The 17,668-nt window shown below is 67.3% G+C and carries 24 protein-coding genes; 10 read left to right on the top strand and 14 right to left on the bottom strand.

What is annotated here, in order from left to right; translation table 11 throughout:
• Window positions 1–45: 45 nt before the first annotated feature.
• Both L0C25_RS21825 and L0C25_RS21820 read right to left on the bottom strand, forming a co-directional pair.
• Window positions 46–627 carry a type II toxin-antitoxin system RelE/ParE family toxin gene (locus L0C25_RS21825; RefSeq protein WP_271633890.1) on the bottom strand — a complete coding sequence of 194 codons (582 nt, stop codon included), beginning with the start codon at window positions 625–627 and terminating at the stop codon, window positions 46–48.
• 39 nt (window positions 628–666) lie between these two features.
• Entirely contained in the window at window positions 667–990 is a 324-nt protein-coding gene (locus tag L0C25_RS21820; RefSeq protein ID WP_271633889.1) for a type II toxin-antitoxin system prevent-host-death family antitoxin, read from the bottom strand.
• A gap of 190 nt (window positions 991–1,180) precedes the next feature.
• Between L0C25_RS21820 and L0C25_RS21815 the strand changes: the two genes are divergently transcribed.
• The 3 genes from L0C25_RS21815 to L0C25_RS21805 all read left to right on the top strand — a co-directional run bounded on the left by L0C25_RS21815 (window position 1,181) and on the right by L0C25_RS21805 (window position 3,171).
• Window positions 1,181–1,969: a class I SAM-dependent methyltransferase gene (locus L0C25_RS21815; RefSeq protein WP_271633888.1), complete on the top strand. Its 789-nt coding sequence runs from the start codon at window positions 1,181–1,183 to the stop codon at window positions 1,967–1,969.
• Window positions 1,970–2,095: 126 nt separating this feature from the next.
• Window positions 2,096–2,659: a dihydrofolate reductase family protein gene (locus L0C25_RS21810; RefSeq protein WP_271633886.1), complete on the top strand. Its 564-nt coding sequence runs from the start codon at window positions 2,096–2,098 to the stop codon at window positions 2,657–2,659.
• Between the two features lie 116 nt (window positions 2,660–2,775).
• Window positions 2,776–3,171 (top strand): hypothetical protein, encoded by a 396-nt coding sequence (locus L0C25_RS21805; RefSeq protein ID WP_271633885.1) that lies wholly within the window; start codon window positions 2,776–2,778, stop codon window positions 3,169–3,171.
• A gap of 102 nt (window positions 3,172–3,273) precedes the next feature.
• Here L0C25_RS21805 and L0C25_RS21800 read toward each other — a convergent pair whose 3' ends face one another.
• The gene (locus L0C25_RS21800) at window positions 3,274–3,756 is read right to left on the bottom strand and encodes an SRPBCC family protein (RefSeq protein ID WP_271633884.1); all 483 of its coding nucleotides are present in this window, start codon (window positions 3,754–3,756) and stop codon (window positions 3,274–3,276) included.
• 54 nt (window positions 3,757–3,810) lie between these two features.
• Window positions 3,811–4,278, bottom strand: a complete 468-nt coding sequence (locus L0C25_RS21795) for an HIT family protein (RefSeq protein WP_271633883.1) — start codon at window positions 4,276–4,278, stop codon at window positions 3,811–3,813.
• A gap of 119 nt (window positions 4,279–4,397) precedes the next feature.
• On the opposite strand from L0C25_RS21795, the gene L0C25_RS21790 reads away from it, so the two are divergent.
• Together L0C25_RS21790 and L0C25_RS21785 are read left to right on the top strand one after the other, a co-directional pair.
• On the top strand, window positions 4,398–4,886 hold the full coding sequence (locus L0C25_RS21790; protein ID WP_271633882.1) for a pyridoxamine 5'-phosphate oxidase family protein: 489 nt from the start codon (window positions 4,398–4,400) through the stop codon (window positions 4,884–4,886).
• A 111-nt stretch (window positions 4,887–4,997) separates the two neighbouring features.
• On the top strand, window positions 4,998–5,921 hold the full coding sequence (locus L0C25_RS21785) for a hypothetical protein (protein WP_271633880.1): 924 nt from the start codon (window positions 4,998–5,000) through the stop codon (window positions 5,919–5,921).
• Here the strand turns inward: L0C25_RS21785 and L0C25_RS21780 are convergent.
• On the bottom strand, window positions 5,803–6,261 hold the full coding sequence (locus L0C25_RS21780) for an HIT domain-containing protein (protein WP_271636874.1): 459 nt from the start codon (window positions 6,259–6,261) through the stop codon (window positions 5,803–5,805). The genes L0C25_RS21785 and L0C25_RS21780 overlap by 119 nt on opposite strands.
• Before the next feature lie 13 nt (window positions 6,262–6,274).
• Here L0C25_RS21780 and L0C25_RS21775 point away from each other — a divergent pair, with 13 nt between their 5' ends.
• Window positions 6,275–7,117 (top strand): alpha/beta fold hydrolase, encoded by an 843-nt coding sequence (locus L0C25_RS21775; protein ID WP_271633879.1) that lies wholly within the window; start codon window positions 6,275–6,277, stop codon window positions 7,115–7,117.
• Between the two features lie 354 nt (window positions 7,118–7,471).
• Window positions 7,472–8,146 carry a class I SAM-dependent methyltransferase gene (locus tag L0C25_RS21770; protein ID WP_271633878.1) on the top strand — a complete coding sequence of 225 codons (675 nt, stop codon included), beginning with the start codon at window positions 7,472–7,474 and terminating at the stop codon, window positions 8,144–8,146.
• A 15-nt stretch (window positions 8,147–8,161) separates the two neighbouring features.
• Here the strand turns inward: L0C25_RS21770 and L0C25_RS21765 are convergent, their stop codons facing one another.
• The 3 genes from L0C25_RS21765 to L0C25_RS21755 all read right to left on the bottom strand — a co-directional run bounded on the left by L0C25_RS21765 (window position 8,162) and on the right by L0C25_RS21755 (window position 10,192).
• Entirely contained in the window at window positions 8,162–8,917 is a 756-nt protein-coding gene (locus L0C25_RS21765) for a DinB family protein (RefSeq protein WP_271633877.1), read from the bottom strand.
• A 78-nt stretch (window positions 8,918–8,995) separates the two neighbouring features.
• Window positions 8,996–9,556 (bottom strand): AAA family ATPase, encoded by a 561-nt coding sequence (locus L0C25_RS21760; protein WP_271633876.1) that lies wholly within the window; start codon window positions 9,554–9,556, stop codon window positions 8,996–8,998.
• A gap of 27 nt (window positions 9,557–9,583) precedes the next feature.
• Entirely contained in the window at window positions 9,584–10,192 is a 609-nt protein-coding gene (locus L0C25_RS21755) for a DinB family protein (protein ID WP_271633875.1), read from the bottom strand.
• Window positions 10,193–10,277: 85 nt separating this feature from the next.
• Between L0C25_RS21755 and L0C25_RS21750 the strand changes: the two genes are divergently transcribed.
• Complete coding sequence (locus tag L0C25_RS21750; RefSeq protein WP_271633873.1) at window positions 10,278–10,985, top strand: haloacid dehalogenase type II; 708 nt, start codon at window positions 10,278–10,280, stop codon at window positions 10,983–10,985.
• A gap of 56 nt (window positions 10,986–11,041) precedes the next feature.
• On the opposite strand, the gene L0C25_RS21745 is transcribed toward L0C25_RS21750, so the two are convergent.
• The 5 genes from L0C25_RS21745 to L0C25_RS21725 are packed head-to-tail and all read right to left on the bottom strand — an operon-like array spanning window position 11,042 to window position 15,977.
• Window positions 11,042–13,426, bottom strand: coding sequence for an excinuclease ABC subunit UvrA (locus tag L0C25_RS21745; protein WP_271633872.1), 2,385 nt, complete (start codon window positions 13,424–13,426; stop codon window positions 11,042–11,044).
• A 21-nt stretch (window positions 13,427–13,447) separates the two neighbouring features.
• Complete coding sequence (locus L0C25_RS21740) at window positions 13,448–13,858, bottom strand: VOC family protein (protein ID WP_271633870.1); 411 nt, start codon at window positions 13,856–13,858, stop codon at window positions 13,448–13,450.
• A 53-nt stretch (window positions 13,859–13,911) separates the two neighbouring features.
• Window positions 13,912–14,565 carry a VOC family protein gene (locus tag L0C25_RS21735; protein WP_271633869.1) on the bottom strand — a complete coding sequence of 218 codons (654 nt, stop codon included), beginning with the start codon at window positions 14,563–14,565 and terminating at the stop codon, window positions 13,912–13,914.
• Window positions 14,566–14,574: 9 nt separating this feature from the next.
• Window positions 14,575–15,018: a helix-turn-helix transcriptional regulator gene (locus L0C25_RS21730; protein WP_271633868.1), complete on the bottom strand. Its 444-nt coding sequence runs from the start codon at window positions 15,016–15,018 to the stop codon at window positions 14,575–14,577.
• 44 nt (window positions 15,019–15,062) lie between these two features.
• Window positions 15,063–15,977: an SDR family oxidoreductase gene (locus L0C25_RS21725; RefSeq protein WP_271633867.1), complete on the bottom strand. Its 915-nt coding sequence runs from the start codon at window positions 15,975–15,977 to the stop codon at window positions 15,063–15,065.
• An 82-nt stretch (window positions 15,978–16,059) separates the two neighbouring features.
• Between L0C25_RS21725 and L0C25_RS21720 the strand changes: the two genes are divergently transcribed.
• Both L0C25_RS21720 and L0C25_RS21715 read left to right on the top strand, forming a co-directional pair.
• Complete coding sequence (locus tag L0C25_RS21720) at window positions 16,060–16,617, top strand: TetR family transcriptional regulator (RefSeq protein WP_271633866.1); 558 nt, start codon at window positions 16,060–16,062, stop codon at window positions 16,615–16,617.
• A 75-nt stretch (window positions 16,618–16,692) separates the two neighbouring features.
• The gene (locus L0C25_RS21715; protein WP_271633865.1) at window positions 16,693–17,160 is read left to right on the top strand and encodes a VanZ family protein; all 468 of its coding nucleotides are present in this window, start codon (window positions 16,693–16,695) and stop codon (window positions 17,158–17,160) included.
• A 21-nt stretch (window positions 17,161–17,181) separates the two neighbouring features.
• Here L0C25_RS21715 and L0C25_RS21710 read toward each other — a convergent pair whose 3' ends face one another.
• On the bottom strand, window positions 17,182–17,664 hold the full coding sequence (locus L0C25_RS21710) for a hypothetical protein (RefSeq protein WP_271633864.1): 483 nt from the start codon (window positions 17,662–17,664) through the stop codon (window positions 17,182–17,184).
• Window positions 17,665–17,668: the final 4 nt, after the last annotated feature.

Below are 17,668 nucleotides of genomic sequence, written 5' to 3'. Positions count from 1 at the left end.
AACTCCCGTCCCTGCCAGTTAAACGATCGCGGTGGCGGAGTCCGCCTACGTTTCCGGACCTGCGCCGGAGGTGTAGTCGTTCCAGACCTTGTCGGCTTGTTCGAGGTTCAACTCCTTGACCGTCGTGGCAGGGAGGCCCACTACGTGGAGCAGGGCTTTAGTCAACCAGGCCGGGACCGGCTCAGGCGTCTCTGGTTCGGGGGTCGCCGTCAGGTCGCGTGCCTGCTTGGCGAAGAGTTCGACGACTTCGGTGAGCGCCTTGGTCTTGGGTGAGGAGTCGGCGTCAGCGACACGCTGGTTGATCTCTGCGTATACCTCGCTGTCCTTGCGGTACCCGACCGCCCAGACCTCTGCGACCTCGACTCGGAAGTCCCCCGCCTCGTCCTGCGCGACCCGCCACACGACGCGCCAGTCCCGATCGCCGAAGATGATCTTGCGGTAGCCGATGAGACTGCCTAGTAAGGGATGGCCTGCACTGGGGTCGCGCTCGATCTGGAGCATCTTCTTGAAGGCCCAGCGCACGATCTGCGGGTCGGTTTTGAACAAGGCCCGCAGGTCCTCGACCGCGTCGTCGGTCAGCCGGGCTACGCACCCAGGGACTTCTGGGTGCCTCTTCTTCTCAGCCATGCGTCGCCGCCGGCCGGAGGCCAGTCCGTGGCAGCAGGATCAATCGCGGCCGCTGGCGAGGTCGGCGTCGAGCTCAGCTCGATCGAACCCAAACGCCGAGATCGCGTCGTCGAGATCGGTACGGTTGCCGGTGTCGGAGAGTTCGCGTGCCAAGATGAGGGAACCGGCGATCAGGTCGTCCCGGAAACGCTGGAGCTCGTCGAAGTGCTTCACCGAGATGACCGCCGCGACCGCGCGACCGTGGCGCTCGACGATGGTGTCCTCACCGCGTTCAGCGTCCTTGACCAAGCCCGCGACGCCGCGTCCGTTCGCCGCGGTGACGGAAAGAGTCCGCTCGGGGTGAAGGTCAGCGTAGGTGGTCATGGCAAAAACTGTACAGAAAACTGTGTAGAAAACAAGGCGTCCAACTCCCGGCTCATCAACCCGCGTTCCCGCCAGTTGAATCCGACGAGCTGAGATAGATGAGAGAACCCGCTTCCGCGGGCGGCCCACCCAACTTCGGCGAACCTGCTGGTGAGGGCACTCCCGAACTGGCGCGTTAAGGTGCCCTCTTGTGACAGAGGACTTCGACCCGGTTGCACATAACCGTCTCGCCTGGGACCGTCTCGTTGACAGCAACAACGAATGGTCTCGGCCGGTCGGTCCCGAAGTCATTGCCCGGGCGCGTAAAGGTGACTGGTCCGTCGTCCTCATCGGTCACGAGCCAACGCCGCGCGACTGGCTTCCCTCCGATCTGGCCGGTGTTCGCGTGCTCTGCCTCGCTTCCGGCGGGGGCCAGCAGGGCCCCATCCTCGCGGCGGCGGGCGCGACGGTGACCGTGTTCGACAACTCGCCTCAGCAACTGGCCCGCGACGACGAGGTAGCCGCTCGCGACGGGCTGGTGCTTCGCACGGTGCTCGGCGACATGGGCGACCTTGGTGTCTTCGGCGACGCCAGCTTCGACGTCATCGTCAACCCCGTATCGAACGCGTTCTCCCCCGAACTGACGCCGGTCTGGGAGGGAGCGTTTCGTGTGTTACACCCTGGCGGGGCACTCATGACCGGATTTATGAACCCGGACGTCTACATCTTCGACGAGGTGGCGCTTGACCGGCAGGAGCTGGTGGTGCGTCACCGGCTCCCCTTCAGCTCGCTCGACCTCTCAGAGGCCGACCGGATACGCGCCTACGGAAGCGGCCCGATCGAGTACAGCCACTCACTGACCGAACAGATCGGCGGGCAACTGGCCGCCGGATTCATCCTCACCCACCTGAGAGAAGCGCCGCACCACGAAGACATCACGGCGCAGCACCTCCCCGCCTACATAGCAACCCGTGCAGTCAAGCCGCCCCTACCCGAGTGATCGCTCGTGGCTGCAACTCGTCGCTCCCCTACCTGCCGCTCCGCCAGTCAGGCAGTACGAGACCGATGACTTTTCCGCGCCGTGCTCGTCCGTACAACGACTACCGAGTCACGGGAGGCTGACGCCATGCGCAAACTCACCTTCGGCATGAACCTGAGCCTGGACGGCTACATTGCCGCGCCAGGCGACGACCTCGGCTGGAGCGTACCGAGCGACGAACTGTTCCAGTGGTGGTCCGACCGGGTCGGGGCGACGGGCTTGGCGCTGTACGGACGCAGGCTGTGGGAGACGATGAGCTCCCACTGGCCGACCGCCGATCAACAGCCCGGCGTCACACCGGCGGAGATCGAGTTCGCCGGTCGCTGGCGGGAGATGCCGAAGGCCGTGTTCTCCTCGGCGACCAGCACGGTCGACTGGAACGCCCGCATCGTCACCGGCGACGCGGTCACTGAGATCGCCCGGCTCAAGGCCGAGGACGGCGGCCCCATGGACATCGGCGGCGCCACATTGGCCGCGGCCGCCATGCGGGCCGGGCTGATCGACGAGTACGCGCTGGCCACCGCACCGGTCTTGGTGGGCGGCGGCACACCGTTCTTTACGGCCCTGGACAACTGGGTGAACCTGAACCTGGTGGAGACCCGGACGTTTCCCGATGGCGTGGTCCTGACCAGGTACGAGACCAGGCGCTGACTGTTCGAGATGCGGCCGGCAACTCCTCGCCTGTGGTTTGAAAACACGGCGGCGATAGAGGGAGCAGGCCATTCATTGCACCTGCGCTCCCGGTTCGACTCTGCAACTATCGGCAGATGAGCGAAACGCGATCACGCAGCCGGCTGTGGGCGGTACTCATTGCTGCGGCGGTCGTGCTGGGCGCAGCGTTCGGCGGTCTTGCCCTACTTCGAGCGGGTTCTAACCACGACGGCGCGACATGGGACTCATACAGCGTCACGCGAGACCGGATCATCATCTACAAGACGGTCAGACCGTGCGACAAGATCGTGAACGCCGAGCTCGAGGAGACCGACGAACGCATCGAGATCACCCTTCACGTCGACTTCGGCGGCGTATGCGCTGACCTTGCCGCGGAGAAATCGACAGACGTGAGCCTGAACGAGCCGGTCGGAGATCGAGCAGTCTATGACGGTGCGTGCCTGCACCAACCGCGTGACGAGCGTCAATGCATCCGACCGACTCGGCAATAGTTCGGCTAGTCCGGCAAGCGGATCATTTGCGCCGCCGTCCACGTGCCCACCTTCGCGCGCACTGCGTTGATCTCCGTGCGCCGGACGCGATCGTGCCGCGTATCACGCGTTGCGGGCGGACCCTTCGCGCTCGGCGACTGACGCCAGTCGATCGACCGAGGCCTGGAGCTTGTCGGGCGTCGTCGCCCTCGCCCGCGAAATGCGCCGGTCATCGTCCGGCAGCTGGGTCCAGTCGTACGTGTGGGTGACCCGAGTGCTCGACGCGTCGATCGGCTCCAGCTCCCATCGCCACAGGTGCCCGGGCGGCTCCTTTCCTGGCTCGGCCGGCTTCCACGCTATGCACCTGCCCTCAACGAACTCGACGACGTGGTTCTCACGAACGCTGCCCTTGGTCGTCGTCATCGCGAAGACATCATCGACCGAGCGGACTCGTTGTCCGGGCTCTGCCGACGACAGGTTGTCGTTGCCATCCCAGAGCGGCTGCCTCGTCGGCTCGGCGATGAACTCGAAGATCTCGGGAGCGCTGGCCGCGATCTCGCGGCCCGCGCTGACGACGCGTGGCGTCGGCTCTTCCGCACTTCTCATGTACCCATCCAACCACTCCACGACGCCGGACGACCGCGTTCGCGGCTGGATGGTCTAGATAGGCTCCGAGAGGTGACGGACAATCGCGGCCCGTAGGGTGTCGTGGTCCGGCCCGAGTGCGGTTGCTGGATCGGACCAGTGTTCGCTCGGGTAGAGCCATACAGGTTTTCCGATCAGCTCGGCCGGCTCCCATTCGTACCGTGCCCACACGTGGGCGTGAAGATACGGATCGGTGTTGCCCAGAATCTCTACGTTGACTCGGCGGAACCCGTCGTAGAGCTCGTCGCACGCGATCTCGACGGCGCGGCTGAGCTCGGCCATGCTGCCAAGGAACTCCAGTCGCTTGTCCCTGGGGAGGTCGGACAACCCGCCGATCTCGGGGCCGTCCGCGAGCAGCACGCAGTAGCCCGGCAGCCACTGCACATCTCCGATCACGGCGAACCCGCTGGGCATTCGCGCCAACACCGTTGGGTTCTCGCCGCGACGTGCTGAGCCAATGCGATCCGTCCGCCAGTCACCCATGGCGAAACTGTCCCATGCTCGGCCGTGACGAGAGTTGGGTGCGTCCGGGGCTCTCCCCCGTGTTTGTCGTGCTGCTGTCGTCGGTTTCGCCGATGCCGGCATGCGCTAGGTTCGACCGCGTGACGACGAACCCGGCGCCCTGGCTCGGCCAACTGCAAGAACAGTCCTTCGACAGGGCTAGTCGAACGTTACGCAAGGCGTACCCGCCGGAGCGGCGGATGTCCGGAGCCCAGCTCGCCCGCTACTTGGAGCGACGGGTCTACGCGCTCGTGTCCTCCACCCGACCCGACGGCCGTCCACATGCCGCACCGACGCTGTTCTCCATTCATGCGGAGTCGTTCTGGCTTCCTACGCTCGGTGGGGCCGCTCGGCTCCGTAACGTGCGCGCACAGCCGTGGCTGGCGCTATCCGTCGTCGAAGGCGACCACGACACCCACGCCGCGCTGCTTGCCGAGGGGCCGGTCGAGGTCGTGTCAACTGCGCCTGAGTCGGTGCGAGACATCACGCAGCTGCGCAACGACGGCGGCAGCCTGGACTGGGCCGAAGCCTGGCTGCGGTTGACGCCGCAGCGGCTGTTCAGCTTTGCCGAGGTCGCCTGGCGGAACTGACTCCCAAGGATTTGAACTCCTGCCTCACGAACTGCCGCGCTTGCCCGTTGAGGACGGCTCGAACCGGGTCGCGCGACGTCGCTGATGGTATGGGCTGCTAGCGTTTTTGGTGTGAGAAAGCCTGCGCTGTACGCCGACGTACCAGATCGCGTACGCGCACGGGTCATGCAGGCACATCGGGAAGATGCACGGCCTGACGCCGAGTACGAGGCGCTGCGGGCTGCGCTCGAGAGCGTCCCGAAGTCGGAGCGAAAGCTGCGTTGGCGGCAGATCGACATCCTGCTCGACGTGCACTTTCGCCAGAACGGCCCTCGGGTAGTACGGCGACTGGCCCGGCTTCGTGAGGCGCATGAGAATCGGGGTACGACCGACCGGTACGAGCGGCTGTGGGCGAGCGTGCAGGATCTCCTCGGGGACGTCACCGTGACCGCCCACGGATACAACGCGCGCCCGGCGCTGCATCCCGCCGACGAGCTGTGGTCGCACGTCTGCCGGGTTCTCGACGAGTTGCGCGACGCCGGCTACCAGGCGTTCGCGAATTCGGGAACACTGCTCGGACTGGTGCGTGACGACGGGATCATTTGGCATGACGACGACGTCGACCTCGCCGTGCTGCTGCACGCCGATACGACAAAGGCGGCCGCGCACGAATGGGCTGAGCTGCGCAGGAAGCTGGCTGAGACCGGTCTGCTCGATCTCGAGTTGGACCGACGTCGCACGATCCACACGAAAGCCGCGTCCCCCGACGGCTTGATGTTGGATCTGTTCCCGGCATGGATCAGTGACGGGCGCCTCTACGTGTTCCCGTGCTGCTTCGGCGAAGTGGCCGCAGACGATGTGATCCCGTTGGCGCCGTTCGCCGTCGGCGGCTCCAACCGGGTCCCCGTGCCGGCGCACCCAGAGGCGCTCCTCGCGGTCAACTACGGCGACGACTGGCGAACGCCGGATCCATTGTTCGCCTTCGACTGGACCTCGGCCAAGCGGCGCTTCCGTCGATTCCGCCGGATCGTGCGGAAGGCGTACATGGGGAAATGAGATCATCCCCGAAACTACCGGGCTCGTACGGCAGCTCCGGCCGGTCCTTGTCCTTATCGCGGTAGCGCAGGACCACATGCAGGTGGAGGTGGAAGACGGTCTGCCAGGCCGTGGCACCGCGGCAGTCGAGCAGGTCGACGCCGTCGGCGCCGAGTTCGGAGAGCGCGACGATGGCGATCCGCCGAGCAGTCAGCGTGGTGGCAACCAGGTGGTCGGCGGAGATCTGCCAGCTGCGCTGGGCCGATGAGTTTCGGCCCTGCCGGTCGTCCCTACCTGAGTGCCGATCCCGGGCGTACGTGGTGCGGCGTCCCCGTGCCACGATTCCGCAACCCTTTGCCATGGAGGTCCCCATCATGACGACCGTCAAGACCGACGGAGCGACCCTCGGCGTCGAGTCCTTCGGCGACCGGGTGGCGCCACTCGTTCTGCTCGCGGGCGGCACGACCATGCTTTCCTGGCCCGACGCACTCTGCGAGGCGATCGCGCGCGGCGGGCGCCATGTCGTGCGGTACGACCTGCGCGATTCCGGCGAGTCGACCACTATCGATCCGGACGCTCCCGCGTACACGCTGCGCGATCTCGCGGCCGATGCCGCGGCGCTCGCCCGCGAACTCGACGACCGGCCGGCGCACCTGGCGGGTATCGGCGTCGGCGGGATGGTCGCCCAGGTCGCCGCGCTCGATCACCCGGACGCGTTCGAGGCGCTCACTCTCGTCGGAACGCGGCCTGTCGCTCCAGGGCCGGTCGATGACGACCTGCCGGACCATGACGCGGCGACGATGGGTCGGCTCTTCTCGCGCGCGATGCCCGACTGGTCCGACCGCGCCGCGGTGGCGGAGTTCGCCGCCGGTGGCGCGGAGATCCTCGGCGACGACCCGGTCACCGCGCGCGCGACCGCCGAGCGCAGGTGGGACCGTACGCCAGGCATCGAGCCGGCAGTACAGATGGCCAACCATTTGGGCATGGTATTCGCCAAGCTCGACTGCACCCCGCGTTGGCGAGAGCGCCTGTCCGCACTCGCGATTCCGGCGCTGGTCGTCCATGGTCGCCGCGACCCGTTCTTCCCGGTCGGCAACGGCGAGGCGCTCGCACGCGAGCTCCCCCGTGCGCGGCTGCTGGTGCTCGAACGGGCCGCGACGGCCATTCGCGACGAGGACACCGGTGAGGTCGCGGCGGCGATGCTCGCGATGTCCTAGCGCCATGCTCACCGGTGGGGTCGATCAGGGGTAGGTCCGTTAGGGCTGTTGCGATGGGAAACCTCACGCGCGTCGAGCTCGGTCGACGTGCGGACCTGGGCGCGGATTGCGCGAACTGCCCCGATTTCCCGTTCGACAAGCCCGCGGGTGAGGCCTGCACGAACCGGCGAAGCTCAAGGGCTGCGCAGTGTTCGACTGCTACGGCGTAGGTCAGCGAAAGGCTTGCGCTCGTACGCGACCGGGGAAGGTTGCGCAGCATCCGAGCGGTCGAGACCGATCTGGCAGTGAACTGACAGCGCGAAGACTCACCGTGGTCGGCATGACGAATCGGACGCAGCGATCGGAGGGTGAACGATGACTGAGCAGGCAGAGGAAGTACGCCGTGGCGCCGCGGTGTACAGCAAGCGTGTACTCGGGTTCTACGACGTGTTCGTCGTCCGCATCTCCAGTACGTACGTGTGGCGGTGTCATCGGGACCGGATGGTCGAGCTGTACGACCAGAATCTCGGCGCGCGACACCTCGATGTCGGCCCCGGTACCGGGTGGTATCTCGCCAATGCGCACACGAACCCCGACGCGGCGATCACGCTCCTGGACATGAACACCAACAGCCTGAGCAACGCGAGTGCGCGCCTCGCGGACTCGGCGCCCAGTACCGTCGTCGCCAACGTGCTCGACCCCCTGCCGAACGACATCGGACCCTTCGACTCGATCGGTGCCAACTACGTATTCCACTGCGTGCCTGGTTCGTGGGCCGACAAGGGAGTCGCCTTCGGCCATCTCGCGGCGAAACTCGCGTCCGGCGGTGTGCTGTTCGGCGGCACCATCCTCGGACGCGGGGTGCAGCACAATGCTGCCGGACGCAGACTGATGGCGATCTACAACGGCAAAGGCATCTTCCACAACAGCGACGACGACGCAGAAGGGCTCGAAGACGCTCTCAGGCAGCACTTTGCGGAGGTGACCATCGACATCGTCGGTACCGTCGCACTCTTTCGTGCCGCCGGCCCCAAGGCGGCCGGCACGTGATCGGTCGGCACGCTCTCAGTGCGGCTGGGCTTCCGATATCGCGTCGAGGTCGCGCACGGCGTACCGGTGATGCTCCCATTCCTCGTCCAGGATCGTATGGAGACAGGAGAGGACGGTCTCCTGGTACTCGGAGTTGTGCGGGTTCGGGCGTGTCGACGCCAGTACGTCGGGCGAGACGGTCGCCAGGAAGTCGCGCACCATCGCGACCCTTCCGGCTCGGACCTCGAGGACCTCGTCGTACGACGGCGCCCCACTGGTGAGGATCGACTCGCCGGGTCCGTGGTCTGCCGATCCCGCGTCGATCAGGCCGATGGGATGAAATGGCTGTTCGATCTGCTGGATCGCCTGGCCCAGCCACATGTCCGTGGCCAGGACCAGGTGCCGAAGCGTCTGCGCGAACGACCACTCGCCGCCCACCGACACGTCGACCGTGCCAGGCGGCATCGCCGCGACCCGATCGAGCGTCGCAGCCCACGTACGCTCGAGCTTCGTCCAGGCTCCACGCAGGCCGTCAGGGTCTGCGCCGTGCCGCTCGTCGCGTCCGGGAAAACGGCGGTTGAGCTCGGCCTCGACGAACGGGATCACGTCCACGCCGTTGACGCAGAATCGCTCGCCCTCGAAGAGCCACGGTGAGTCGATATCCCCTTTGTCCACCTCGACCCCGCGCATCACCACGCCGGACAGGTCCGAGCCGACGAAGCGAGCACCCCGAAGGTCCACCTCGACGAACTCCGCTCCCTCCAGATCATCCGATTGACCAAACGTCACCATGCCAACCTCTCCTTCTTGGGTGAGGGAGGCCTGCTCCCCTACACTCGACTGCCGTCCCAGACATTCAACTGCCGCGCCCTATGCGGGTCGCTGCTCGAAGCCGGCGAGCACGTCCAGCAGGCGAGCGTACGTCGCGCCCTGATCGAGTCCAGTGGTGTCGAGCCGGACGGCGTCGGCACGGTCCGCGAGGTACTCGGACAGGTGACGGCGGATCCGACCCACGAGGTCGCCGTCGTCAGACTCCAGGATGGACTGGATCTGTGTCTCGACGTCGTTCGCGGGGCACTTGGCCCGGAGACGCCGGAGATGCTCGTCGTCGTCAACGAGCATTGCCACCTCGATGTACGCTGCGCCGGCGTCCTTGGCTGTTTCCTCGAATCCTGGGCCACGGTCGGAGACCGTCACGAGCTGCGGGATCACGACGTCGTGCCCGTCGCGCAGATGACGTCTGGCCATCGCCCGCCCATGACTCCGAGCGACTTCCAGGGCTGCGGAGAAGTCGTCGCGCCAACCACCGATCAGCCCGGCGAGCACATCGAGATCGAGCGCGAGGGTTCCGGCGTGCTCGTCGGCGTACCGGCGAGCGATCGTCGACTTGCCGACGCGAGGCGGTCCGTTGAGGTGGATGAGGCGCGACACGTCGCCGAGTGTAGAGATTGGCGGGGACTACTGGCCGACGCGGCCGTCGATGCGCTCGCGCAGCAGATCGGCGTGGCCGCAGTGGCGTGCGTACTCAGCGATCTGTGCCACCAGGATGTCTCGAAGCTGCAGATCGCCGCCATCGGCGCCGAGATCGGAGACGCCGGCGTTCTGGGCGCTGAGGTCGGCGATCCCGGCAACGACCTCGTCGGCGAGGTCCACTTCGGTTCGCCACTGGCGCCACGCGTCCTCGACTATCGCGGGGTCGGCGACCGCGCCGTTCCAGTCTCCGTCGCGGTCGTCGTCCGTGCGGTACAGCTTCGGCGCGTCGTCGCCGGCCATGACCCGGCGTAGGTGACGCTCCTCCTCGGCCAGGTGCCGTACGAGGCCGAGCAGGGACATCGTCGACGGAGGTACGGATCGCCGGGCAAGCTGCTCGGCATCGAGGCCCGCGCACTTCATCTCGAGGGTCAGGCGGTAGCTGCGCAGGTAGTCGAGCAGGATGCTGCGCTCATCGGCCGCCCCGAGATCGGACTCGCGCGGGTCGTCGTCAGGGTCGACCCACATATCGCCATAGACGGTCGCCTTCGTCCAGCGCGTCGTCACGGGCTCGGTTGCATCCTCTTGGGGCGTCATCTCCGCATTGTCGGCGACTCTGCAAGATGGGGCCACTGAATATCGGCGTGAGCGGCAGTGCAGGCTCCGGCGGTAGTCTCCGAACGTGACTTCATCTCGCACCGCTCCGATCGACGCGATCGACGTCGCCGTTTTCGACGTTCTCGGGACGATGGTCGACGAACCCGGCGGGCTTCGCACGGCCTTGCGGGAGGCCGTCCCGGGATCGGACGACAGCGCCGTCGAGGAGTTGCTCACCGAGTGGCAGAAGCACGTCGAGGAGCAGCAGGACGACATCGCGAGCGGGCGCCGCTCGTACGTGAGCACCGACGTTGTCGACCGCGAGGCCGCGGTCCGCGCTGCCGACCGCGCAGGCGTACGCGACCCCGCGGTCATCGAGCGCCTGGCCACAGCGCCCCGGCGGTTGCCTGCGTGGCCGGACGCAGCCGCGGCGCTGGCCCGGTTCGGGCAGCATCTGCCGGTCGTCGCGCTCTCGAACGCCAGTCACGCGGCACTTCTCCGACTCAACGCGTACGCCGACCTGCGTTGGCATCTGGCCCTGTCCGCCGAGGCAGCCGAGGCGTACAAGCCCGCGGCGTCCGTCTATCAACTGGCGTTCGTCGCCGCGGCGACGCCGCCGGAACGGACGCTGATGGTTGCCGCACACGCCTCGGACCTGCGCGGCGCGCAGGCCGCGGGCATGCGGACCGCGTACGTCGAGCGACCCGTCGGCGACCCACTGCGCGCGTCCGACGACTTCGACTGGCAGGTTGGGAGCATCGACGAGCTCATCGACTCGTTGACGACCGGCTAGCCGGCAGTCCTGCTCGACTCGCCTCGATGGACCTGCCCGACCCGGTGTGACCTCGCTCAGGCGCCCACGTACGTTGCGAGGTGCTCGCCGGTGAGCGTTCCGCGGGTGGCGACCAGCTCGGCCGGCGTGCCCTCGAAGACGATCCGGCCACCGTCGTGGCCGGCGCCTGGGCCGAGGTCTATGATCCGGTCGGCGTGTGCCATCACGGCCTGATGATGCTCGATCACGATGACGGACTTGCCGGAGTCGACGAGCCGGTCGAGCAGCGCGAGCAGCTGCTCCACGTCGGCGAGGTGGAGGCCGGTCGTCGGTTCGTCGAGGATGTAGATGTCGCCCTTGCCGGCCATCTGGGTTGCGAGCTTGAGCCGCTGTCGCTCGCCACCGGACAGCGTGGTGAGCGGTTGACCGAGGGTCAGGTAGCCGAGACCGACGTCGGCCATCCGCTGCAGGATCTTGTGTGCGGCGGGCGTACGCGCCTCACCCTCTCCGAAGAGCTCTGCGGCCTCGTCCACCGACATCGCGAGTACCTCGCTGATGTCCCTGCCACCGAAGGTGTATTCCAGCACCGATGCCTGGAACCGCTTGCCCTCGCACACCTCGCAGGTGTTGGCCACGGTCTCCATGACGCCGAGCTCGGTGTAAACGACACCCGCGCCGTTGCACGTCTGGCAGGCGCCCTCGGAGTTGGCGCTGAAGAGCGCCGGCTTCACGCCGTTGGCCTTGGCGAACGCCTTCCGGATCGGGTCGAGCAGCCCGGTGTACGTGGCCGGGTTGGAACGCCGAGATCCCTTGATGGCGGTCTGGTCGACGACGACCACGCCTTCGCGGCCGGTGAGGTTTCCGTCGATCAGGGAGCTCTTTCCGGAGCCGGCCACACCCGTGATGACGGTCAGGACGCCGGTCGGGACATCGACGTCGACGCCCTGGAGGTTGTTCTGTCGTGCGCCGCGGATCTCCAGCGCACCGGTCGGCTCGCGTACAGACTCCTTCAGGCTGGCGCGGTCGTCGAGATGCTTCCCGGTGAGGGTGCCTCCCGCGCGAAGCCCGTCGACGGTTCCCTCGAAGCACACGGTGCCACCCGCTGCACCCGCGCCGGGTCCGAGGTCGACGACATGGTCTCCGATCTCGATCGTCTCCGGCTTGTGTTCGACGACCAACACGGTGTTGCCCTTGTCCCGCAGCCGGAGCAGGAGGTTGTTCATCCGCTGGATGTCGTGTGGGTGCAGGCCGATCGTGGGCTCGTCGAAGACGTACGTGACGTCGGTGAGCGCCGAGCCCAGGTGGCGGATCATCTTGGTGCGCTGGGCCTCTCCGCCGGACAGCGTGCCGGCCGGGCGGTTCAGGCTGAGGTACCCGAGACCGATCTCCACGAACGAATCGAGGGTCTCGCCCAGCGTGGTCAGCAGCGGCGCCACCGACGGCTCGTCGAGATCGCGGACCCACTCCGCAAGGTCGTTGATCTGCATCGCGCACACGTCGGCGATGTTGACCCCCTTGATCTTCGACGATCTCGCCCCTTCGCTGAGTCGCGTACCGTCGCATTCGGGGCACGTGGCGAAGGTGATCGCCCGATCCACGAACGCCCGGACGTGGGGTTGCATCGCCTCGCGGTCCTTCGACAGCATCGACTTCTGGATCTTCGGGATCAGGCCCTCGTACGTCACGTTGACGCCTTCGACCTTGATCCTGGTCGGTTCCTTGTACAGCAGGGCGTTGAGCTCACGCTTGTTGAACTTCGCGATCGGCTTGTCCGGATCGAAGAATCCGCAGCCGCGGAAGATGCGCCCGTACCAGCCGTCCATGCTGTAGCCGGGGATCGTGAGCGCACCCTCGTTGAGCGACAGGCTGTCGTCGTACAGCGCGGTCAGGTCGAAGTCCGAGACCGATCCGCGACCCTCGCAGCGCGGACACATGCCGCCCGTGATCGAGAAGCTGCGTCGCTCCTTCGTCGTCGTCCCGCCGCGTTCGAGCGTGACCGCTCCAGCCCCGCTGATCGAGGCGACGTTGAAGGAGTACGCCTGCGGCGATCCGATGTGCGGGTCACCGAGCCGGCTGAACAGGATGCGGAGCATCGCGTTGGCGTCGGTGGCAGTGCCGACGGTCGAGCGCGGGTTCGAACCCATCCGCTCCTGATCGACGATGATCGCCGTCGTCAGCCCTTCGAGTACGTCGACGTCCGGCCGGGCCATCGTCGCCATGAAGCCTTGGATGAACGCGCTGTACGTCTCGTTGATCATCCGCTGCGACTCGGCCGCGATGGTGCTGAACACCAGCGAGCTCTTACCGGAGCCGGACACCCCGGTGAACACGGTCAGCCGCCGCTTCGGGATCTCGATGCTGACGTCCCGCAGGTTGTTCTCGCGCGCGCCGTAGACCCGAATCAGGTCGTGGCTGTCTGCGGCGGTGCGCGCTACCGACTTCGTCTCGGCCTTCGTGGGCATGCTCGTCTGGTCTCCGTCTCGTCAGAGTGCCTGGTTGATGCGTACGTGGTTTCCCGCAGGATCGCGGACGGCGCAGTCTCGAACGCCGTACGGCTGGTCGGTCGGCTCCTGTACGACCTCGGCGCCCGCCGCCACCAGCTGCTCGAAGGTGCCATCGACGTCGTCGGTGGAGAGGAGGATCCAGCCGTATGTCCCCTTGGCCATCATCTCGGCGATGGCGCGCCGCTCGTCGTCGGTGATGCCCGGGTCGGCGGCGGGCGGCGCAAGGAGGATCGACGTGTCGGGTTGGTCGACCGGCCCGACGGTGATCCAGCGCATCGTTCCAGCCCCGACGTCGCTGCGGACCTCGAAGCCGAGCGAGTCGCGATAGAAGGCCACGGAGGCGTCCGGGTCGTCGTGCGGCAGGAAGCTGGCGTTGATCGTGAGAGTCATGCGGCACACGCTAGCCGTGCTGCGCATATCGGCGCTTCTCGATTCGTGATCGGCTAGCGCGCGCTGCCATCCGATGGGGCACATTCGTCGCCCCCCATCGTCAGCGTCTCCCACGCGAACCCGTCCGGGTCGGTGAAGGAGGCTGCGTCGGTGCCGATCGCGAGCCGGTGTGATCCCGAGCCGTCGGCGGCGACGCCGGCGTGCTTGGCAAGTGCGCGGCGGCCGTAGAGGGCCAGCTGGATCGTGTTCGAGGACCCCTTGAACTCGACGTACTTGCTGCCGAAGCTGCGCCCCACCACCAGTCCCTGCTCGACGTAGTACCGCTTGGTCGCCTTCACGTCGTCGACTCCGAGCAGCAGGACGATCTCGTCGATCTGCCGGGTCGGCGGACCGGTGTCCTTCTTCGCCGAGCTCGCGATCGTCCAGATCGTCCCGTCCGGCGCCTGGACTGCCCCGCCGTATCCCCACATCGACTTCGCCGCCGGCTTGAGCGACGAGGCACCGGCGTCGAGGGCGGAGTTGACGAGGGAGTTGGCCGTAGACGGCTGCGAGACCACGAGCGACATCGTGAAGCCGCGGAACCCCGACGTCGGGGTGTCGGAGTGCCGCAGGCGCACCTGGTCCGCCAACCCGAAGGCGGTTGAGTAGAAGTCCTTGGCCGCTGCTGGATCTGTCACCTCGAGGGTGACGCATTCGATGGAAGTCATGCGATCACGCTATGTGTGGCGGGCCGCCGGTGCTTCTCGATTCCTGACCGGTCTGGTCACCTGCTTCGCGATGCACGGCGGCATACCCACGGTGGCGCGCGCACCTTCTTGTCGGTAGACGCTCGGAGGTACGCCGACGAGCTCGGTGAAACGGGTGCTGAAGGTACCCAGCGACGAGCACCCGACGGTGAAGCAGATCTCGGTGACGCTGAGGTCACCGCGACGCAGCAACGTCATCGCGCGTTCGATCCGCCGCGTCATCAGGTAGCTGTACGGCGACTCGCCGTAGGCGCGCCGGAACTCGCGGCTGAGGTGCCCGGCCGACATGTGCGCACCACGGGCGAGCGCCTCGACGTCGAGCGGCTGCGCGTACTCGCGATCGATCCGGTCGCGGACCCGTCGCAGCCGCGCGAGGTCCTGCAAGCGCTGGTCGGCGGTGGGTCTACTGGTCACAACCGAGATCGTGCCATGCCGGACCGGCAGCTCCTCAGCGCGGGCTACGCCACCTCGCTCGCAGCATCCCTTGCGTACGCGCCGGCGGCGATGTCCTCGAACAGCGTCGGGCCGGTGGGCCTCCAGCCGAGGAGCGCTCGGGTCTGGTGACTCGTCGCCGGAATGTCGAGGCCCACGAAGCGCGCCATCCCTCCGAAGTGGGCGTCGACCTCACCCGGATCGACCGAGGTGGTCGGCAGACCCAGCTCGGTGCCGATTGCCTCCGAGATGTCGCGCATGGAAAGCCCTTCCTCGGCAACGGCGTGCACGCGCCCGCCGGCCGGAGCCTTCTCGAGGGCGAGGCGCACCATGAGGGCGGCGTCGGAGCGATGCACCGCCGGCCACCGATTCGAGCCGTCGCCGACATAGCCGACGACGCCGCGCTCCCGCGCCGTGTCGGTAAGCATCGCAATGAACCCGTGGTCGCCCGCGCCGTGCACCGAAGCCGCGAACCGCAGGCTCACCGACCGTACGCCGCGGTCGGCATACTCGAGCGCGAGGTTCTCGCTCCCGCCGCGCATCGAGTCGGGACCGTGGAACGGCGACGGGTCGTCCTCGGTCGCCGCACGGCCGGTGGTGCCCGTTGCGAGGCCGGAGGCGATGAGGAACGGCCGGCCACTGCCCGCGAGCGAGTCGAGCATCGACTCGACCGCCGCATACTCGCTGCGTCCGGCCGCGGCATAGTTCGAGAAGTCGTGCTTGTACGCGAGATGGATGACGCCGTCGGCCGCGGTTGCCGCAGTCGCAAGTCCCGCGGGATCGTCGAGGTCGCCCTGCTGGGCTGTCGCGCCCTTGGCCTCGAGGGCGGTGGCGGCCCCTGGCGTCCGCGCCAGGCCGACGACCTGGTGTCCGTTGGCGAGGAGCTCGTCGGTCACGGCCGATCCGATCCATCCGGTGGCGCCGGTGACGAACAAACGCATGGTGTATCCCTTCGATGATGTCAGTTACTGACATGGACGGTAGCACGTGACGTCAGGGACTGTCATCACTAGACTGCTGAGCATGGGACGCTGGGAGCCGGACGCGCGCGGGCGGATGATCCGGGCCGCGATCGAGCTGTTCACCGAGCGCGGCTTCGAGCAGACGACGGCCGCCGCGATCGCCGAGCGGGCCGGCGTCACCGAGCGCACGTTCTTTCGCTACTTCAGCGACAAACGGGAGGTCCTCTTCGATGGCTCGGAGTCGATGCAGGACACCGTGCACGACGCGATCGTCGGCGCGGCGGCCGGCCTGTCGCCGCTCGACACGGCCATCGTCGGCATGGTCGCGGCGGGTGAAGTGCTCGCCGACCGGCGCGAGCACGCCGTTCGCCGCGCAGATGTGATCGCGGCGAACGCCTCCCTGCGGGAGCGGGAGCTGCTGAAGCTCGCCGCGGTACGCGAGAACACGACGGCCGCGCTGCGCGAGCGCGGGGTCACGGAGCCGGCCGCGACGCTGGCCGCCCACACCGCCGTGACGATCTTCGGCGTCGGGGTCGAGCGGTGGCGTTCCGCGGCGGAACCCGTCGACGTCGCGGACTGCATCGCCGATGCCGCGGCCGAGCTGCGCGAGCTGACGTAGGTTCGTTCGTGACGCGTGGGCTCGATGTGTCGACCGTCACCGCGGGAGTTCGCGCCGACCCGGCACACTGGACGAATGCTCCATCGCCATCCGTTCCTCAGCCTGATCACCGGCGGGTACCTCGTCTTCGTTGCCTGGCTGACGCTGACACCGCAACCCATCGGGCCGGACGACCAGCAGTTCATCCAGCGCGTACTCGACGCGTTGCATCGGCGCGGGTACGCGGAGTCGATCAACTACGACCGGCTGGAGTTCCTGGCGAACATCGCGCTGTTCGTTCCCGTCGGCATGTTCCTGCTGCTGCTGTTCGGTGCGGGTGGGTGGTGGCTGGCCGCCATCGGCTCGTTCGCGATGACGGCGTTCATCGAGACCGCGCAGAACCAGATCCCGGGTCGCGTCTCCGATGGTCGTGACCTGATCGCCAATACCGGCGGCGCCCTCATCGGGATTGCGATCGCGCTGTTGCTGACGCTGCCCGCAACGCTGCGCCGTCGAGAACGCAAGCGTTACGAACGTGCCCAGGCAACCGCCGGGCAACGCTGAACCCGACAGTCCTGGGGCCTCTCAGACCGCTGCCGACGCCCGAGGCCGCAGGTCGCGCAGTTGTTGGGTGTGTCCGGGTACGTGACTGTCCGCGAGACCGTCGATCAGCGCGCGCAGCGTGATCGGTTGGTCGACGGCGACCGCGTCGTTCGAGACCAGGAATGCCGGCACCATGACGGCCGCGTCGTCGTCTGCCAACCGGTCGGCGACGTCACACATGACGACCGACTGTGCGCGCACGTGCTCGGCCAGGCGGGCGCGGTTGCCGTAGGAGTCGATGATGCGGTTGAGGTTCGCCCGGTCGAGGCTCGTCCGGTTGTCGAAGGTCGGGCGACTACCCGATACGACCGCGAGGGCCGTTGCCGTGACCGCGGCGTCGACACTGAGCACGTGTGCGAGCACCTGGTCGGCGTTCCATCCCCCATCCGCCGCCTCGCCGAGGTCCGGTTCGGCCGCGACCTCGAGCAGCGGCCCGTACGCCGCGCGTAGCGCTGTTGTGTCCATGATT

Source organism: Solicola gregarius (genome assembly GCF_025790165.1).
Lineage (GTDB): Bacteria > Actinomycetota > Actinomycetes > Propionibacteriales > Nocardioidaceae > Solicola > Solicola gregarius.
Note: the sequence above shows the minus strand (reverse complement) of the source record. Positions and strands in the feature narration are given on the sequence as shown.

Excerpts from the sequence above, each read along its gene's own strand:
- L0C25_RS21825 (WP_271633890.1), bottom strand. The coding sequence starts at position 627 with ATGGCTGAGAAGAAGAGGCACCCAGAAGTCCCTGGGTGCGTAGCCCGG.
- L0C25_RS21820 (WP_271633889.1), bottom strand. The coding sequence starts at position 990 with ATGACCACCTACGCTGACCTTCACCCCGAGCGGACTCTTTCCGTCACC.
- L0C25_RS21810 (WP_271633886.1), top strand. The coding sequence starts at position 2,096 with ATGCGCAAACTCACCTTCGGCATGAACCTGAGCCTGGACGGCTACATT.
- L0C25_RS21805 (WP_271633885.1), top strand. The coding sequence starts at position 2,776 with ATGAGCGAAACGCGATCACGCAGCCGGCTGTGGGCGGTACTCATTGCT.
- L0C25_RS21800 (WP_271633884.1), bottom strand. The coding sequence starts at position 3,756 with ATGAGAAGTGCGGAAGAGCCGACGCCACGCGTCGTCAGCGCGGGCCGC.
- L0C25_RS21795 (WP_271633883.1), bottom strand. The coding sequence starts at position 4,278 with ATGGGTGACTGGCGGACGGATCGCATTGGCTCAGCACGTCGCGGCGAG.
- L0C25_RS21780 (WP_271636874.1), bottom strand. The coding sequence starts at position 6,261 with ATGGCAAAGGGTTGCGGAATCGTGGCACGGGGACGCCGCACCACGTAC.
- L0C25_RS21775 (WP_271633879.1), top strand. The coding sequence starts at position 6,275 with ATGACGACCGTCAAGACCGACGGAGCGACCCTCGGCGTCGAGTCCTTC.
- L0C25_RS21770 (WP_271633878.1), top strand. The coding sequence starts at position 7,472 with ATGACTGAGCAGGCAGAGGAAGTACGCCGTGGCGCCGCGGTGTACAGC.
- L0C25_RS21765 (WP_271633877.1), bottom strand. The coding sequence starts at position 8,917 with ATGGTGACGTTTGGTCAATCGGATGATCTGGAGGGAGCGGAGTTCGTC.
- L0C25_RS21755 (WP_271633875.1), bottom strand. The coding sequence starts at position 10,192 with ATGACGCCCCAAGAGGATGCAACCGAGCCCGTGACGACGCGCTGGACG.
- L0C25_RS21745 (WP_271633872.1), bottom strand. The coding sequence starts at position 13,426 with ATGCCCACGAAGGCCGAGACGAAGTCGGTAGCGCGCACCGCCGCAGAC.
- L0C25_RS21740 (WP_271633870.1), bottom strand. The coding sequence starts at position 13,858 with ATGACTCTCACGATCAACGCCAGCTTCCTGCCGCACGACGACCCGGAC.
- L0C25_RS21735 (WP_271633869.1), bottom strand. The coding sequence starts at position 14,565 with ATGACTTCCATCGAATGCGTCACCCTCGAGGTGACAGATCCAGCAGCG.
- L0C25_RS21725 (WP_271633867.1), bottom strand. The coding sequence starts at position 15,977 with ATGCGTTTGTTCGTCACCGGCGCCACCGGATGGATCGGATCGGCCGTG.
- L0C25_RS21720 (WP_271633866.1), top strand. The coding sequence starts at position 16,060 with ATGGGACGCTGGGAGCCGGACGCGCGCGGGCGGATGATCCGGGCCGCG.
- L0C25_RS21715 (WP_271633865.1), top strand. The coding sequence starts at position 16,693 with ATGCTCCATCGCCATCCGTTCCTCAGCCTGATCACCGGCGGGTACCTC.
- L0C25_RS21710 (WP_271633864.1), bottom strand. The coding sequence starts at position 17,664 with ATGGACACAACAGCGCTACGCGCGGCGTACGGGCCGCTGCTCGAGGTC.